A 17,453-nucleotide genomic window follows, 5' to 3' on the forward strand; every position below is an offset into this window, starting at 1 on the left:
ACAGCAAGGTCATGCGCGGGCATCGCTCAAAAAAATGATTTATTGCAATATTCACCGCGGTTGTTGCCTGATTGAATTGACATACTGAACACTGAAAACAATACTTGTTTCATTATAAAAGACTTGCGCAGCAGTACCACCCACTTCAGCCACAAGCTGTTTCGCCGCAAGCAAAACGCTTTCCATCAACTCGAAACAAAGTCTGAAGCTAACTCAGTATCGTCGCCTGCGACAGACTAAGAGTATCAAGCCGTACCGACGTTTTTTACATTGCCTGGCACCTTGCTGATGCCGGACGCATGTTGCACCCCTTTGCTTTATATCGCTTTTGTGTGTGTTTGCCGCAGGCGGATCCACCGACGGCGTTACCGTAAGTTTCACCATGAATTCAGATTCACCATGCAACACATCGTGTGTCGCAAGGTCACCTCGTCAATAAAGGAGAACACATCAGAAACGACATCGCAAAAATACAACTAGATTCCCCAATTAAAAACAGGAGACAAAAATTGAAAACAAGAAAATTATGCAGCTTTTGGTTAAGTTGCCTGCTACTCAGTCTACTCGCAGGCTGTGGCGGCAGCGACGGTAGTAAAAGCACACAAACTGGAAACACGGTAACGGCTGCGGTTCCCCCACAAGCAGCACCAGCCAGTACCTTCGGCCTGACTTCCGACGCCAATTTCTATACGGTAGATACCGGTGCCGGTCTGGTGTTTAAAGTCCGCCGTCTTGATAACGGTGTCAGTACTCAATCCGCAGGTGACATTGCATCGCTGATTTATAACGGTGTGCAATATCAGGATCAGTCCAGGGGTTCACAGGTGAATAGCGGTTTCGATTACCTGTACACCGGTGTTTCTGCCGTAACGGTCAATGCCGATGTCATCAATACCGACTATATCCGTGTCACAGTACAAGCTGGCAATCTGACCCATTACTACCTGGCAAAAAATGGCAGCCCGCACATCTACATGGGGACCTACTTCACTAGCGAACCAGATACTCTCAACCTGGTGCGTTATATCGTGCGTGTACCGGTAGGAGCACTGCCTTACGGCCCGGGGCCATCAGATCTGCGCAACACAACCGGTGCCATCGAATCCAGCGACATCTTCGGCATGGCCAATGGCGAAACACGTTCCAAGCATTATTCAAACATGCGCTTGAAAGACTGGTCATACATAGGCGGTACCAGCAACAGCGTCGGCCTGTGGATGGTCAGGGACAATAATGAAGGCGGCTCCGGTGGTCCGTTTTTCCGCAGTCTGCTGAACCAGATCACGACCACCGACCAAGAAATCACCTACATCGTCAACTATGGTGAAAACCAGACTGAAGCATATCGCCCCGGCATCCTGAATACCTATACGCTGGTATTCACCAGCGGTTCTGCTCCCGGCACACTGGACACTTCATGGTTCGCCAACATGGGCATGACAGGTTACGTCCCTGCATCAGCACGTGGTGCGGTTGCTGGCACAGCCATCTATGGCCGCGATACCAACTTTGGCTATACAGTCGGCTTTTCAAATGCAACGGCGCAATACTGGGCCACTGCAAATGCAAGTGACGGTTCATTCAATAGCCCGAACATGATTCCTGGCACCTACACCATGAAGGTCTACAAAAATGAACTGGCAGTCGATACACGTACCGTCACCGTCAGTGCTGGCAGTACCTATAATGCCGGTGCCATCACCATTACTGGCGACCCCAGCAGCAGTGCTGCAATATGGCGCATCGGTGACTGGGATGGTTCACCTGCCGAGTTCCTGAATGGCGACAAAGTCACCACCATGCATCCATCCGATGTACGCATGAGTTCTTGGGTACCAGGTACTTTCGTGGTTGGTACTTCAACTGCAGCGGCCAACTTCCCGGCATATCAGTGGAAATCAGTGAATGGCACTTACACCATCAAGTTCAACCTGACAGCCAGCCAGATTGCCGACCATACCCTTAGGGTAGGCATTACTACCGCCTACGCGGGAGGACGTCCTAAGGCGCAAATGAATGCCTGGGTATCTGCCAATCCGGCGGCATCGACCCAGCCATCCAGCCGCACCATGACCGTCGGCAGCTATCGCGGTAACAATACCATGTTCACTTTCAGTATCCCTGCCAGTGCTTTTGTAGTGGGTGAAAATACCCTGACCCTGACTGCCATCAGCGGCTCCAGCGGTACGACTTACCTGAGCCCGGGTTATTCGTATGATGCGGTAGATCTCTTGCAATAAACCTTGTAATACAAAACCTTTCAGGCCAGCGAAATCTTCGCTGGCCTGATACATTCTGGTACAGGCAAATTTAAGGACATGTTAGACTTTTAAAACTCATTTCATAAATAGGGATGAGTTCTAATTTTCATCTGCACACAAGACAGAAAGTCCCTCATGGCCACAGCTAGTCCATCATCCCTGTTGTTTGGCGCCGCCATCGGCGCGTTTATTCTATGGCGTATCGTGTCGCGTATCAGGCGCATGGTAGGCCGGCAAAAATATTCCGGCGTGCGTGCAATGATGACGGTATGTATTTTCCCGGTGCTGATCGCTCTGGTCATGTTCGGTGCACTGAAGCATGAAGGCAACGCCCTGATCATGCTGGGTGGCATGGCTTTCGGTATCGGTCTGGGTATGTATGGTCATCGCCTGACCAAATTTGAAAACAATCCCGCAGGAAAATTCTATACGCCAAATGCCCATCTGGGTATTGCTCTGTCTGTTCTGCTGCTGGGTCGTATTGCATGGCGTATGGGAACCTTGTATTTCACCACGCAATCTTTTAGCGCACCACCTGGTGATTTTTATGGCAGCTCACTTACCCTGTTCCTGTTTGGCATGCTGGCCGCCTACTATATTACCTATGCCATTGGCCTGTTGCGCTGGTCGCGCAGTTTGCGAACTACAGTACCATCTGTAACACCAACCTCGACAGCAGAGATTGCGAATGACGCAGACAATCCAACGCCATCGGCGCCGCAATCCTAACTGGTTAAGGAGAGATTAAAAAACTGCCCGGTATTCAATCGCACCTGATGCGCCAGTGCTATGGGTGATATACCCAGAATGCTGGCCACGGCTTCCAGCACGAACGGCAAGTACATGGGCTCATTCCGGCTATCTTTTGGTTTCACGGGCAAGCTGCGTGGCAACAGGAACGGTGCATCCGTTTCTATCATCAGCTTTTCTTTCGGCAAGAACTTGAGTGCCTGACGCAAGTCATCACCACGGCGCTCATCACATACCCAGCCAGTCACACCAATATGGCAATCCAGATCCAGGTATTCGCGGATTTCTGCCGTGTTGCCGGTAAAGCAGTGCACCACTGCGCCTTTGAGCTGCGAACGGTATTGTTTGAGCAGGGCAAAAAAATCATCATGTGCCTCACGCTCATGCAAAAACACCGGTTTTTGCACACGCACGGCCAGTTGCAATTGCGCTTCAAAGCAAGCCAGTTGCTGGACTACAGTCGAGAACATGCGGTTATAGTCAAGACCACATTCACCGACGGCGACCACTCCCGGCCTGCTTACCAGTTGTTCTATGGTTTTGGCGCAATTTGCATTCCAGTTTTTGGCTTCATGCGGATGGACACCAGCAGTACTGCTCAGATAACCTGCATAAGTTTGTGTCAGCGCATAAGCATCATGGCTTGCGCGTTCTGAAGTGCCAGTGACGATGATGTGTTCAACACCGGCCTGCCTGGCTCTGTCAATGACAGCATCCAGATCGGCATGAAAACGATGATGTGCGAGATTGGCACCGATATCGATCAGTGTATTTTTTTGTTGCATTTGAGATTCCTGTTATTGTTATTATTTGGACTACCGGCTCGCTCAATCAGTAAGGATTGAGGATATTCTGAAGCAGAAACTGCGAAAGAGAAATCGTCTGGATTAATCCAAATCTTTTTATTAAAAAATGATGGCGTAGCTTGCATCGCCAGCGCCATCATAAATCTGCTTGCTCGAAAAAGCCAAGCCATTCTGTAGTAACCGTTGGATTTCCACAAACGATAAAGCCAGGTTTTTTCACACTTTTAGGACTTACATGGGTTTGAAGCGCCAGGCATATGCCTGACTCACCTTGAGCTTTTCTTGTGAACCACGAATTTCCACTGTGTATTTCCCCAATTCGTCTCTATGGGCGCGTGTGACCGCATCGGCACGTACCACCACACCCCGGTGAATTTGCCAGAATATGTCCGGGTCTAGGCCATCCATCAATTCTTTCAGCGGCTTGCGCACATGCGCTTCGTCATCGGCACAAACCACCCTGGTGTATTTTTCGTCTGAACTGAAAAACAGGATTTTTTCTACCGGGAACATCTTGATCGTATCGCCCACGCTGGCACTGATCCAGCGTATGCGCTCAACGGTACTACTGCGCAGGCGCTTGTCCAGTTCTGACATCAACTGGCTGACATCGGCCACCGGTTGCTTGCTGGTGATGCGTTCTTTCAGACGCGCTACGGCTTCTTGCAGGCGAATTTCGGATATCGGTTTCAGCAAATAATCCACCGCACCGGCGGCAAAGGCATCGATGGCATGGCTGTCATACGCTGTAGTGAACACAGCATGGCAACGGCCCTTGACGGCATGCGCTACATCCAGCCCGGTCATACCGGGCATGCGGATATCCAGAAAAGCGATATCTGGTGCGTCATGGTGTATGGCTTCCAGCGCTTCGGCACCGTGCTCACATTCAGCCAGTATTTCCAGTTCTGGCCATACTTTGCTCAACATGCGGCGCAATTCCTTGCGCGGCAAATCTTCGTCATCGGCAATGATGGCTGTAGTCATGAATCGTTTCCTTATTTCAATCAGGCTTCCAGCGGTAACAGGATGGTCGCAGCAACGCCACCTTCCGCCCTGGCTTTCAATATCAGACTTGCGCGTTCACCATACATGGAAGTCAGGCGCTCATGAATATTTGCCAGCCCTATACCCGAACCCGTACTGCTGCCGGCAAAACCAACACCATCATCTTCCACCGTCAGTTCGAGCATGGCTGCACCATCCTGTTCAACACGCCTGGCATGAACAGCAATATGCACCGGACCTATCTTCGGTTCAACACCATGCTTGACTGCATTTTCAACCAGGGAAATCAACATCAGTGGTGGCAGTGCGGCATCGCTCACTTCGCTGTCGACGCTGTAACTGAGTCGGGGAATACGTGCATGCATCAAGCCCAGATAAGCGCTGGCGGCTTCCAGTTGCTGCTTCAGCCTGGCTTGCGCCGAACTGCCATCATTACGCATTTGCGGTATGGTTGCACGAAGGTAATCGACCAGGTGATCAACAATCGCTGTGGCACGTTGCGGCTCTGTCAGGATGGCAGAGCGCACACCCGCCAAGGTATTGAACAAGAAATGCGGTTCTACCTGAGCCGCCAATACTGACAGACGCAGTTCTGCCTCACGTCGCGCATCCTGTGCCTGTTGCAGTTCCTGTTGGCGCATGACTTCCAGCAGACGTTTTTTCTGGCGGAAGAAATACCAAAAATCCACCGCCCCACCGGTATAAATGATCAGGCTGGTGGTAACGAACAGGGAAAATCCCTCCATCATCAGCTTCAGTGCTGGTGTGTGTTCAAGTTTATTGGCGGCGTCTTTGTTATCAGCAGGCTGTGCCGGAACACTCGCCTGCGGGGTGACAGCACTGGCTGGTTTGGCTACAGTATCTTTTTGCCTGGCACCTATGGAGCCGGAAACAGCCAATTCAACATCAGCACTGCCCAGCAATAAATATTTGGTCGCGTAATTAACACCCGAAAACACCCCATAACTGCCTGCCGCCCCCAATAACAGGGCCGACAGCAAGGCAATGACTTCCTTTTTACCGGTATAGGCCCGGTTCCTGACCCAGACTGCCATTGCAGGCCCCAGCAGGTGCAGGGCGGTGCTACCCAGTGTCAAGGGGATAAAGACCGCCACGGTCTTGCTCATATTCGCATCTGCCACCCAGCCCACCACCAATACCAGCAGGTCAACGATGGCAAAAAAGCCTATCCATGCCTGCGCACGATAACGGAACCAGATGCGGGAAAAGACCGGATAATTGCGGGCGCGGGTCAGCCAGGTTTCGCTACGTGCAGTCACTTCGGATGGCAGCAGTTGTTCTGAAGTATGCAATTGTTTGGACATGGCATTAGAAAGAGACATGGCAATTCCCGGTAAAGTTTTGCTTAGTCTAGTGCTGGATAGGTTGAAATAGGACAAATGCGACAAAACTCGCAGTTGGTGGATGAAACCTGATATTACGGAGATAAACTCAACGGAGATGAACTCAGCGGGGATAAACTCAACCTGCTTCTGCGTCACCCGGATCTTCAGGTTCACTCTCAGCCACGGCAGTTTTTTGCTGCTTGGCAATACGCAGTATGGTATTGCGTATGGAAGTCAGGACGGCGACCGAATTGAAAGGTTTGACGATAAAGCCCACTACGCCACGTTGCTGGGCTGCCTGTAAGGTCGCGGCATCAATTTTAGAGGAAACCAGGAATAACAGGGATTTGGGCAAATCGGCCCGCAGCTTGTCCAGCAGCGCCAGACCCTCTGTATCGGCCTCACCAACATCGATACAAATAACCTGGGGTTTAAGCTTGATGACACGTGCAAGGCTGGCCGGGCTGAGGTTAGCGTCTCCCACCACCTCATGACCACCGTTGACCAACACAGAGGCGAGTAAATTGCGGGCGACGGCATTAGCGTCGAGAATGACGGCTTTAAGCATGGGAAACCGTGTAGATAATATGACTGCATATTAATGCAAAACATTAAGTTCATGTGCAAAAGGCAGCCGATCTTATGAATCTGCTGCCTTTTTTAACATTTGTGATGTCTGTTGATCAATTCTGCAAATTACTCTCTGCTACTGTCTGGCTTGGCATTCTTGACATAGGTTTCCAGCCAGCGATCCTGTTCCCACAATACTTGCAGTATGGATTCGCGCGCACGATAGCTGTGGCTTTCATTGGGCAGCATGACCAGACGGGTAATGCCGCCCAGTCCCTGTATGGCCTGGTACATGCGTTCACTTTGCATGGGGAAAGTACCCGGATTATTATCCTGCTCGCCATGGATGAAAAGGATAGGATCCTTGAACTGGTTGGCAAAATTAAACGGTGACATGTCCTGATACACCTTGTTGGCTTTCCAGTAATTCCTGTCTTCTGACTGGAAGCCAAATGGTGTCAGACTGCGGTTATAGGCACCTGAGCGGGCAATACCGGCCCTGAACAAACGGGTATGCGCCAGCAGATTGGCGGTCATAAAGGCACCATAGCTGTGACCACCTATGGCAATGCGGTTGCGGTCTGCCACGCCCAGGCGCACAACTTCGTCTACCGCTGCCTCGGCATCCATTTTCAGTTGTTCCAGATAAGTATCATTCGGTTCTTTCTTGCCTTCGCCGACGATGGGCATGGTCGGCCCATCCAGCACGGTATAACCACGTGCCAGCATCGCATGCGGGCCGGTATAGGGAATGCGGTTGAACTTGTAGGGTGAACCGATAACCTGGCTGGCCGCCTCTGCGGTTTTGAATTCGCGCGGGTAAGCCCACATGATCATGGGGCGGGGGCCATCACGTTTCGGGTCGTAACCTGGCGGCAGGTAAAGTGTCGCCGTCAGCTCAACGCCGTCTTCACGCTCATAGCGGATTTGTTGCTTTTTAACTCCCTTGAATTGCGGCATGGGATGCGGGAACTGGGTTAATGCACGTGGTCCGGCATTGCCGCTCAAATCATGCAGATAGAAATTCGGTCTTTCATCATTTGATTCACGACTGGTGACAAAACTGCTCCCCTTGTCATTCAACAGAGCCATCACTTCTTCATAGTAGGGTGCCTGTGAGCGCCAGAGGTGGGTAGCCTGTTTGCTGGCGAGATCAAATCTATCCAGGAAAGGCCTGTCTCCTTCGGCGCTGGCACCAGTGCCCGTCAGGAAGATGGCCTTGCCGTCTGGCGTAGTACGCAATACCAGGCGGCCCAAGGTATTTTGTGTCATCACCGGTAAACCAGGATTGGCGTACTGATCTTCAGATTTACGGCTGAACAAGAGATCCGGCTTGCTGTCTGGCAAGCCGGGTTGCACGCGCCAGGTGCGGGTGTCTCTGGTCTTCAACCAATTTTCGGTAACCAGTGCCAAGTTATCATTACCCCATTGCACGCTGCCAAAACGCCAGGCCATGTCCATGATTTTATGAGCCGGGCTATCGAAAGGTGCGGCCTGCTGGAACAAGGCATCATGTACCTTGCTATTGACTTCCGGGTCGCCACCAGCCTGCGCTTCCAGCCAATACAGGGTGGCGGGTTTGTCGGTACGCCAGCCAAAATCACGGGGGCCGGCTTGTACAGCATCCATACCAGTTGGCAAGCGCTCACGCATAGGGCGCTCGGCTACGGTCTTGACTTTCTTGCCCTGATTGTCCCAGAGTTCTATCAACTGGCCAAAGCGATCGATAGGTAACATGGTCGAATAGGGGCGGCGCAACTGCGTGGTCAAAATCAGCTTGCCATCGGGGGAGGCCAGCGATTTGGTCAGCGTCATGGCATGACCTATACGGTGCAGCTCGCCCTTGACGCTGACAAAAGCCAGCTGCGTCTGCAATTGCCAGTCAAGCACGTCGCTGTCACGTGGCGTCTTCAACATATCTGGATAGGTACGATTCTGGCTCAGTTTGCCGCCCCTGCTTTCTTGCGTATTCGGTCCAGCCGGAATAAAGCTGGCCGTTGGCAACTCTTTCTGGCGCAATGGCACGAGTCTGACCAGTAACTTATCTGAGCCATCTATCCATGAAAACCCGGGCCCGGTAACCGCATTGAGCTTGTCGGCCATCAAACGATGGACCGCTGCAGTCTTGACATCCAGCAACCACAGTTCTACACCGTTATCTACCCATATGCTGAAAGCCAGCCAGCGTTCATCGGGAGACCAGGCAGTTTCAGCAATCTTGACCTTTGCCGGTAAACCAGTGACTTCACGCAGTTTGCCGCTGCTGGTATCCAGCAAGCTCATACCATTGCCAAAATCAAAATTGCTGGCGGCGCGGGTACGTGGATTGATACGCAGGCCAGCCAGTTTCAATTCTGGCTGGGACACGTCAGCAATACTGGGTAAACCGGGCAAGGTCAGTAACAAGGCGGTTTTGTTTTGCGGCCCCAGGCGGAAAATCGGCCCTCTGGGGGCGTTTACTACCGCCTGTAATTCTGGTGGCGGTAACTGATAACCGGATTCGCTGGCAGTACCTGCATACACCTGACTGGAAGAAGCCGCCACCAGACTGAGTGTGGCAAAGAAAAACAAAGGTTTGAAGCGAAACATAAAAAACTGTCCTGGTCTCTGATTTTATTCTGCGGGTCTGACATGAAGACATGTAATGACCTCTAAAAAAAACGACCGCCCCTGACACAGGGGCGGTTTTTATTTACTCAATTTTAAGCATTGCTACTATTTCTGCCATCACGCATGACCGACATCCACTTATTTGGTGACAGGGGTAAAGCCATTCGCCGTAATGTCCAGCTCGCTGACTTCACCATAGTTGGCAGCAATGCTACGTATGGCTTCTGCTTTGCCTATCAGTAACATTTGCAGTTTATCGCGTGGAAAATGTTTGTCCACTAATTGTTTGGCTTTTTCCGGATTCAAACCATCAACATCCCGCATGAAATGATCAATCTGTTCACGACCGACTCTGGAAACATACATATCACTTAACAAACCTGCCAGTTGCTGGTTGGTTTCGAAGCGTGGTGGGAATTGCCCCTTGACATAGGCCTTGGCCGATTCCAGGGTGGCGGCATCAATGCCCTTGTCCCACAGACGCTGGTAGGTTTTGGTCGCCAATGCCAGTGCCGCTTCGGTTTTGGGGCTGGCAGTAAAGCTGGATACGGCAAAGGTACCGGTGTCCGTCAGCGTGAAAAAGCTGCTGCTGGCACCATAGGTTAAGCCAGAATTGACACGCAATTCATCATTCAGCCAGGAGGTAAAACGGCCGCCGAGTATGGTGTTAATCACCTGCAAAGCTACATAGTCGGGGTCATTGCGGGCAATACCGGCACCACCAAACAGGAAGGTGGTTTCTGCAGCGTCCGGCTTATTCACCAGCCAGACCCTGGCTTTGTCGGCCTGCACCTTGCCTTTGACTACCGACGCAGGTAATGGCCCTGCAGATTGCCATTTGCCAAACAGGGCTTCCAGTTGCACACGCATGGCCGCTGGCTTGAAGTCACCTACCACGATCACTGCTGCATTATCCGGGCGATAGTAAATTTTATGGAAACTGCGGGCATCCTGGGTCTGCAAGGCTGTCACGCTGTTGACTGAACCCGCCACCGGATTGGCATAAGCCCCGTTACCAAACAGCATGCTGCGATAATAATTTTGCACCACATTGCGCGGACTTTCCTTGGCCTGTTTCAAGCCATCGACTGTTCGCGCACGCAGCTTGCCAAATTCTTCCTCGTTGAAGCTCGGATGCTGCAAGACATCGGCAATAATAGGCAATAAGGTACCGGCATCATCCTTGGCAAATTCTGCCGTCAGGGCCGTAGCTTCAGCGGTGGTGGCACTGGCGATGCGGCCACCACGAAAATCAAAACTCTGGTCCAGGGCCTTCTTGTCGTATTTGCTGCTACCCAATAGCAGTGTTTCACCGGTCAGGTTGGATAAGCCAGACTGGCTGCCATCATTGACAGCTCCGGCCTTGACCACTGCACGCATGGCGATCAGTGGCACATCGTGACGCTCCATCAGATACACGGTCAGACCATTTGACAACTTGGCCGTTTCAAACGCAGGCAGATGAAAATCGGCAGCATGGCTGCTAGCTACGCACAATCCAAGACTGGCGCTGGCCAGACTATATGCAAGAATTTTTTTGCTGATCATCTTATTATTCCTCCACTGCGGCAAGTACACCAACAGTACGTTGTGATTTTTTGAAATATTTCGCGGCGACCGTTTTGATATCTGCCACAGTCAGCTTGCGGTAAGCATCTGGCGCATCAAATAATTTTTTGTAGTCACCGAAAAATACTTCGTATTCACCCAGTTGCGCTGCCTTGCCATTGATGGTTTCTTGCGTGCGGTAGAAATTCAACAGCTTCTGGTTCTTCACTTTCTGCAATTCTTCTTCGCTGATGCCGTCCTTGATCAAGCGGTCTATTTCTGCCAGCAAAGCTGCTTCCACCGTCGCTGCCGGCACCTTGTTGGCGGCCACCGCAAAAAAATTGAACAGGCCAGGGTCAAGTGCCTTGCCCTGGTCGGAACCGACCTGCGTCGCCAGTCGCTTGTCCACCAGTGCCTGATACAGACGCGAGGTATTGCCGTCGGTCAGGATGCTGGAAATCACATTCAGCGCATAGTAATCAGGATGATTGGTGGCAGGCACCTTGTAAGAAATCATCAGATTGGCAGCAGTGGCCGATTCCTTGCGCACAAATACGCGTCGCTCGCCTTTTTGTTCCGGCTCAACTGTACGCACTGCGGGTGGCAAGGCACGCTGGGAAACATTGGCAAAATACTGCTCGGCCAGACGTTTCACTTCATCGGCCTTGACATCGCCAACAATGACCGCCACCGCATTATTGGGTGAGTAATACACATTGAAATACCTTTGCAGATCATCCTGCGTCCAGGCCTTGATATCGGATTCATGGCCGATAGTGGGAATCGAATAGGGATGAGCGCGGAAAGCTGCGGCATACACCTCGCCCCACAAAGCGCGCAGATTGGAATTTTCCAATCCTGTGCTGCGTTCCGACAAGACCACACCGCGTTCGCTTTCCACCATCCTGGGGTCAATGCTCAGATTGGCGATGCGATCACTCTCCAAGTCAAAAATGGTCGGCAGCGACACCGCCGGAAACCAGTCCTGGTACACCGTCACGTCATTGTTGGTATAGGCATTGTTGGCACCACCGCTGGCTTCCATGGTGCGGTCAAACTGCTTGGGGCCGAATTTTTTGGAGCCATTGAACATCATGTGTTCAAAAAAATGCGACAAGCCAGTGATGCCCGCGACTTCATTACGGGAACCAACTTTCCAGTAGGTGTACATATTCGCATTGGGAATGGTGGTGTTCTCCAATACCAGGAACTTCATGCCGTTTGGCAGAGTGAAGGTTTTCACCTGCTCTGCCGTCACCGCCTGTGCAATACCTGTCATACCCGTCATACCACACAACAGGCTGCCGACGGCAACCAGGTTTTTCCACTTCATTGCTCTCTCCTTTTGTTCCTTTGTTCGTGGACAAATTCCAACAAACCTGTTGCAAGCGGTTCGTGCTGAACAACTGCAAACTGGCTCATTTCATGCTTGTGGTGCAAGAGTTCCGTATTAATTCACCAGCACATCTGCCGATTGCGGCACAAGCCATGCACGGTCACAACAACATCATCATGCAAAACATCCGGGCACTTATTCTATTTCCAAGGGATACCACAGCCATACACGAGACACATTTTTATTACTCTTTTAACATTAATTTTGCAAGTACAAATAAGCATATGCAAGTGAAATACGACGATTCATGAGGCATGCAGACGACGATATCTGCACAATGTTTGTGCAGCATTTTTTGCTGCAGCGCGCAATATGTCTTTTTATTTGGGCTTTTTGTCGTGGTAAGCTACGCGCCGAATTGAATCAATTCATATCATTTAATGATACACAATGAAAAAAATTTTGCGATATAAATCACTTTTAATACAAAATAAACACTGGAGAGCACTTTGAACAAAATTCAAACGCCAGCCGCACACACTATCCTGGGACATCCAGATAGCCTGTTTGTGCTGTTCTTCACAGAAATGTGGGAACGGTTTTCTTATTACGGCATGCGTGCCTTGCTGGTGCTGTTTCTGGTCACCACCGCCGACAAAGGCGGCTGGGGCTGGAGCCGGGCTGACGCCACTGCCTTGTATGGCTGGTATACCGGGTTGGTGTACCTGACCCCTATCCTTGGTGGCTACATTGCCGACCAGTTGCTCGGCAGCCGCCGCTCCGTCGTGCTGGGTGGTTTCATCATCGCCGCCGGTCATGCCTGCCTGCTGCTGGATAGCCCTGCCACCTTCTATACCGGTCTGGGCCTGGTAGTTGCTGGTACCGGTTTGTTCAAACCGAATATCTCTGCCATCGTTGGTCAGTTGTATACCAAGGACAATGAAGGTGGCCGTGATGGCGGTTACACCCTGTTCTACATGGGTGTCAATTCCGGTGCTTTTTTCGGCATTTTGTTGTGCGGCTACATCGGTGAAAAAATTTCCTGGCCCATGGGCTTTGGTCTGGCCGGTATCTTCATGATGCTGGGTGCGATCCAGTTTTATTTTGGCCAGGGTATCTTTGGTGATATTGGCCTTGCCAAGTCACAGCAAAAAACTGATGCAGTGGTGGCAGAAGAAGCTGCGCCGCACATCATTGCTGACCGCCTGATGGCCATATGCGTGTTCTCTTTCTTCACCATCTTTTTCTGGTTTGCCTTTGAGCAGGCTGGTGGTTCGATGACAATTTTTGCAGCGGATTACACTGACCGTGCACTGGTTGGCACCAGCGGCATGGTGTTTAAAATCGTCAACAGCCTGATGACCGTGATCCCGACCATCATCCTGTCCTGGCTGCTGCTCAAACTGTTTGCCGGTACAGCAAAGCGCTACCTGTTGTCGAATGCCTTGCTGGTCATTTGTATAGGTTTGATCTGGGCGCTGGTGATCTGGATGCTGCGTCGTGAATTTGCCCTCGATCAGTCCAGCGTACCTGCCACCTGGTTTGGTGTACTGAATTCTTTCTTCCTGGTGATCCTGGCACCTATGTTTTCCAAAATGTGGGAGAAATACTGGAACCCGAGCGGCCCCGTCAAATTTGGTGTTGGCCTGATCTTGCTGGGACTGGGCTTTGCAGCACTGTCTTACGGTTCTGCCAGCATTCCTGCGGGTGCCAAAACGGCTGGCGTCAGTATGATTTTCCTGATCGCAGCTTATTTCTTCCACACCATGGGTGAATTGTGCCTCTCTCCAGTCGGCCTGTCGTATATCAGTAAACTGGCACCACCACGTTTGCTGGGTCTGATGTTTGGCGTCTGGTTTCTGAACACTGCCATCGCCAATAAACTGGCTGGTCTTAGTGGCAGTTATATCGACGAGATCTCAAAACATTATTCGCTATCCATCTTCTTCCTCATCTTTACGCTGATACCGATTGGTGCAGGTGTAGTGATGATGTTGCTTAACAAATGGATGGAAAGAAAAATGCACGGCATACACTAAACTGCCTTTGCATAAAAAATCCCCGCGCCATGATCCATCGCGCGGGGATTTTTTTATTTTTAAAACTTATGCTTTAAACGTGATCCAAGGTCTGAGCCTGACTGCTGCCTTGATCAGCCCGGCCTCTTCCTGCGCCTCTATGACCGGACCTATGGGTTTATAGGCTTGCGGTGCTTCTTCAACACGACGTTCTTCACGCAGTGTCACACATTGTCAGGTGGCCTCTGCATTGTCGAGACGCACGCGTCGCACATCCTGCCGCCGTACACGCCTGCCTGCGCCATGACTGCAAGACCATAACCAGTCCGGATTACCCAGTCCCTGCACCAGAAAGCTGGCGTCACCCATGGAGCCGGGTATCAACGCCAGGTCACCATCGCGTGCAGGGGTGGCACCTTTTCTGTGTATGTTCAAGCCATGCTCACGCAAGATCACGTTATGCGGTACATCCACGATCAAATTCGATCTGGCCTCGCCCAGTACGGCTTGCAACTGCTGCCTGACCAGTTCAGCCAGCACCATGCGATTGGCCCAGGCATAGCGTGCTGCCACCCCCATGGCCTGCAGGTACTCTTCAGCCAGTTCACCGCTAAGGCCATACAGTGCGGTGTCAGGATGCTTCAGGCCCACAGGCCATTCTGACCTGGCCCTGTCCATCCAACGCTGACCGACATAGAAGCCTACATCGCGCGAACCGCTGTGTATCATAACCACGATATCGTCTTTTGCCAGCCCTGCGCGATAAGCCAGATGGCGATCAAATACCGCATCAACGATCTGCAATTCAACAAAGTGATTACCACCGCCGGTGGTCCCCAGGCTGGGGTCACGCATGATGCCTGCGCGATTAAACCAGGCTTCGGGTGCATAGCGGCTTGCGCCGCCAAATTCATGCAGACCTATGCAGACAGCAAGTTCTTGCTGCAACCTGTCCCGGTCCGCCGTGGCCCAGATACCGCTATCCGGCAAACTATCCAGAAAAGCTGCCGGGCCAGCATCACACAGCGCAGCAAAAGCCTGGACATGGGCAGGGACATCCCTGGCATTTTCCAGCAAGACTCTTTGCAGTTGACGGATCAGCGCGTCTTTATGCAGACTGGCCTGCGTCAGATTAAAACCTGTCGTCAACAGGCGCATGCCGCAATTGATGTCGGTGCCGATAGCAGCAGGAATCACAAACCCGGCATCCGTGGCGACGATGGAACCGACTGGCGCAATGCTGCCAGGATGAAAATCTGGTGTGGCACAAGCCTTGCAAACCCCGTGACTGGCATCCGGGGATTTAACTGCAGCAAAAGCCAGCAATTGCTTGACCGCCTTTTCTTCCAGAGGAAGCGAGTCCGGTAATAGCACAGAAGCCTGCGCATGTTCATTATGAAGTTGAAAAATGCCATTGGCATGTTCAACGTGAATGCCCTGTCTTTGCAGGGCCGATTGCAGACGGGGAAAAGACGGTGGTAAGGAACGGAGAATAGAAGTCATGACGGCTACCAAAATTTGAAGTACAGGTACGCCTCCGGCGATTCGGGGGCATTTGTACCTCTAGCAGCAGCGCCAAGAGGAGAGTCGTCAGTATAGCCATATTTGCTGCGATTGCAAATATGGCGATGCCGGATGTGTCTCTGCATCAACCAAGAGACGCGTTTCTTCCTTAACCAGCTGCCACCTGCTGCACCAATGCCATGGCAAACTTGCCATGGCCTGTAGACCAGTCCGAATAATCGTTTTCATGCATGAAGATAAAGACATCTGACTTATCCACACCAGCTTGTGCTTCCAGGTTTTCTGCGATGTGGGCATATAAATCACGCTTCATGGCATCACTACGACCGCGCCGCAGGCTGATGTCTATCACCACCAGTTTGTCGGAACGGGCCACGCCATTGAAGCTGCGACTGTAGAAAAAATCTTCCGCTTCATAGCTGGTGACCAGGTTGAACAACTCATCTTGTGGCATGCCTATGCTGGCCACCAAAGCCTGGTGGATACCTTCGACGATAGCCTGGCGCTGTTGTTGGTCAGTACTTTTGCTGACATGGGTACGGATAAATGGCATGTGATATTTCCTGTAATAGTTTTGAAAGAACCTGAAATTGGAGCTAAAGATGGGCCAGGCAAGATTTTCTTTGACACGAATGGAACCAACGCCATTCTTGAGGAAAGCTTCTGCGAAGAAAAGCGATTTCCATTCATTCCTATGTGCGGTAAACTCAAATAATGAAACGTCGCCTGCCTCCCCTGAATGCACTCCGCGCCTTTGAAGCTGCCGCCAGGCTGGGGCGCATGACTGCTGCCGCCGATGAATTAGCGGTTACCCCCGGTGCTATCAGCCGCCAGGTACAGCAACTGGAACAAAGTCTGGGAACAGTTTTATTTGAAGGCTCAAAAAACCGTCCACAACTAAGCTCCATGGGCAGGCAATTGTTGCCTGCCCTGACAGCCGCTTTTGACCAGATGGAAATTGCCGTGAACGCAGTACGCGAGGACAGCAGTGGCACGCTGGACATATGCTGTTTCAATACCTTCACGGTCAAATGGTTGATTCCGCGTCTTTTTGATTTCAATTCCAGGTACCCTGACATCGATATCAGACTGAGTTCAGCTGACCGCAGACATAGCACACATCAGACTGAGGATATGGCACAGGAACGCTATGACCTGGTGATTCGCGTGGAGAATATGGATGAACAACATGACAGCAAGGTATTACCGCTGTTTCAGGAATGGCTGGGGCCTGTACTTTCGCCTGCATTGGTAGCCAGCACCAGCATATTGACTGCTGCTGACCTGGAAGGTAAACCCTTATTGCATACCCGCACCAGAGCAAATGCCTGGCAGATGTGGGGGGCAGCCACCAATTGCGCTGTACCCAACACAGTGGGGCGAGAATTTGAACATTATTACTTTACGCTGGAAGCTGCCGTAGCCGGCCTTGGTATCTGCATTGCCCCCTGGCATCTGGTGCTGGACGATATCCGCAGCGGTAGACTGATCGCCCCTTTGGGCTTTTCTGCCAGTACTTATCGCTACGTGGCGCAACGTAGCCGCAAGCAAGACAAAAAGCTCGATCTGTTCTGCATCTGGCTGCAAAACCAGGCTCTGCTATGCCCTTTGCCCGCTGGCAAGCCGGATCATCTGCAGGACTCCTGATCTTACATTCCCCGTCCGCCGTCGATACA

The 17,453-nt window shown here is 51.6% G+C and carries 12 protein-coding genes and 1 pseudogene; 4 read left to right on the forward strand and 9 right to left on the reverse strand.

Going from position 1 to position 17,453, the window contains the following annotated elements; genetic code table 11:
* Window positions 1–509: 509 nt before the first annotated feature.
* Both AC1RVX_RS01555 and AC1RVX_RS01560 read left to right on the forward strand, forming a co-directional pair.
* Complete coding sequence (locus tag AC1RVX_RS01555; RefSeq protein WP_493214810.1) at window positions 510–2,240, forward strand: rhamnogalacturonan lyase B N-terminal domain-containing protein; 1,731 nt, start codon at window positions 510–512, stop codon at window positions 2,238–2,240.
* A gap of 156 nt (window positions 2,241–2,396) precedes the next feature.
* Window positions 2,397–2,990 carry a CcdC protein domain-containing protein gene (locus AC1RVX_RS01560; protein WP_493214811.1) on the forward strand — a complete coding sequence of 198 codons (594 nt, stop codon included), beginning with the start codon at window positions 2,397–2,399 and terminating at the stop codon, window positions 2,988–2,990.
* Here the strand turns inward: AC1RVX_RS01560 and AC1RVX_RS01565 are convergent.
* The 7 genes from AC1RVX_RS01565 to AC1RVX_RS01595 form a co-directional block, all read right to left on the reverse strand.
* On the reverse strand, window positions 2,987–3,796 hold the full coding sequence (locus AC1RVX_RS01565; RefSeq protein WP_493214812.1) for a TatD family hydrolase: 810 nt from the start codon (window positions 3,794–3,796) through the stop codon (window positions 2,987–2,989). The genes AC1RVX_RS01560 and AC1RVX_RS01565 overlap by 4 nt on opposite strands.
* A gap of 252 nt (window positions 3,797–4,048) precedes the next feature.
* Window positions 4,049–4,804, reverse strand: a complete 756-nt coding sequence (locus tag AC1RVX_RS01570) for a LytR/AlgR family response regulator transcription factor (RefSeq protein WP_493214813.1) — start codon at window positions 4,802–4,804, stop codon at window positions 4,049–4,051.
* Window positions 4,805–4,824: 20 nt separating this feature from the next.
* Complete coding sequence (locus AC1RVX_RS01575) at window positions 4,825–6,168, reverse strand: sensor histidine kinase (RefSeq protein ID WP_493214814.1); 1,344 nt, start codon at window positions 6,166–6,168, stop codon at window positions 4,825–4,827.
* A gap of 139 nt (window positions 6,169–6,307) precedes the next feature.
* Entirely contained in the window at window positions 6,308–6,739 is a 432-nt protein-coding gene (locus tag AC1RVX_RS01580; RefSeq protein WP_493214815.1) for an ANTAR domain-containing response regulator, read from the reverse strand.
* Window positions 6,740–6,867: 128 nt separating this feature from the next.
* Window positions 6,868–9,330 (reverse strand): alpha/beta hydrolase family protein, encoded by a 2,463-nt coding sequence (locus AC1RVX_RS01585; protein ID WP_493214816.1) that lies wholly within the window; start codon window positions 9,328–9,330, stop codon window positions 6,868–6,870.
* 159 nt (window positions 9,331–9,489) lie between these two features.
* Window positions 9,490–10,899, reverse strand: a complete 1,410-nt coding sequence (locus AC1RVX_RS01590; RefSeq protein ID WP_493214817.1) for a M16 family metallopeptidase — start codon at window positions 10,897–10,899, stop codon at window positions 9,490–9,492.
* Between the two features lie 4 nt (window positions 10,900–10,903).
* Complete coding sequence (locus AC1RVX_RS01595) at window positions 10,904–12,232, reverse strand: M16 family metallopeptidase (RefSeq protein ID WP_493214818.1); 1,329 nt, start codon at window positions 12,230–12,232, stop codon at window positions 10,904–10,906.
* A gap of 512 nt (window positions 12,233–12,744) precedes the next feature.
* On the opposite strand from AC1RVX_RS01595, the gene AC1RVX_RS01600 reads away from it, so the two are divergent.
* On the forward strand, window positions 12,745–14,274 hold the full coding sequence (locus tag AC1RVX_RS01600; protein WP_493214819.1) for a peptide MFS transporter: 1,530 nt from the start codon (window positions 12,745–12,747) through the stop codon (window positions 14,272–14,274).
* Window positions 14,275–14,340: 66 nt separating this feature from the next.
* Here AC1RVX_RS01600 and AC1RVX_RS01605 read toward each other — a convergent pair.
* Window positions 14,341–15,756, reverse strand: a pseudogene (locus AC1RVX_RS01605) (RtcB family protein).
* Between the two features lie 169 nt (window positions 15,757–15,925).
* A complete protein-coding gene (locus AC1RVX_RS01610; RefSeq protein ID WP_493214820.1) occupies window positions 15,926–16,330 on the reverse strand; it encodes a tautomerase family protein in 405 nt (134 codons plus the stop codon).
* Between the two features lie 161 nt (window positions 16,331–16,491).
* Between AC1RVX_RS01610 and AC1RVX_RS01615 the strand changes: the two genes are divergently transcribed.
* On the forward strand, window positions 16,492–17,424 hold the full coding sequence (locus tag AC1RVX_RS01615) for a LysR substrate-binding domain-containing protein (RefSeq protein WP_493214821.1): 933 nt from the start codon (window positions 16,492–16,494) through the stop codon (window positions 17,422–17,424).
* The last annotated feature ends 29 nt before the right edge of the window (window positions 17,425–17,453 follow it).

This window comes from Undibacterium sp. GW821-FHT11B02, from assembly GCF_058808955.1.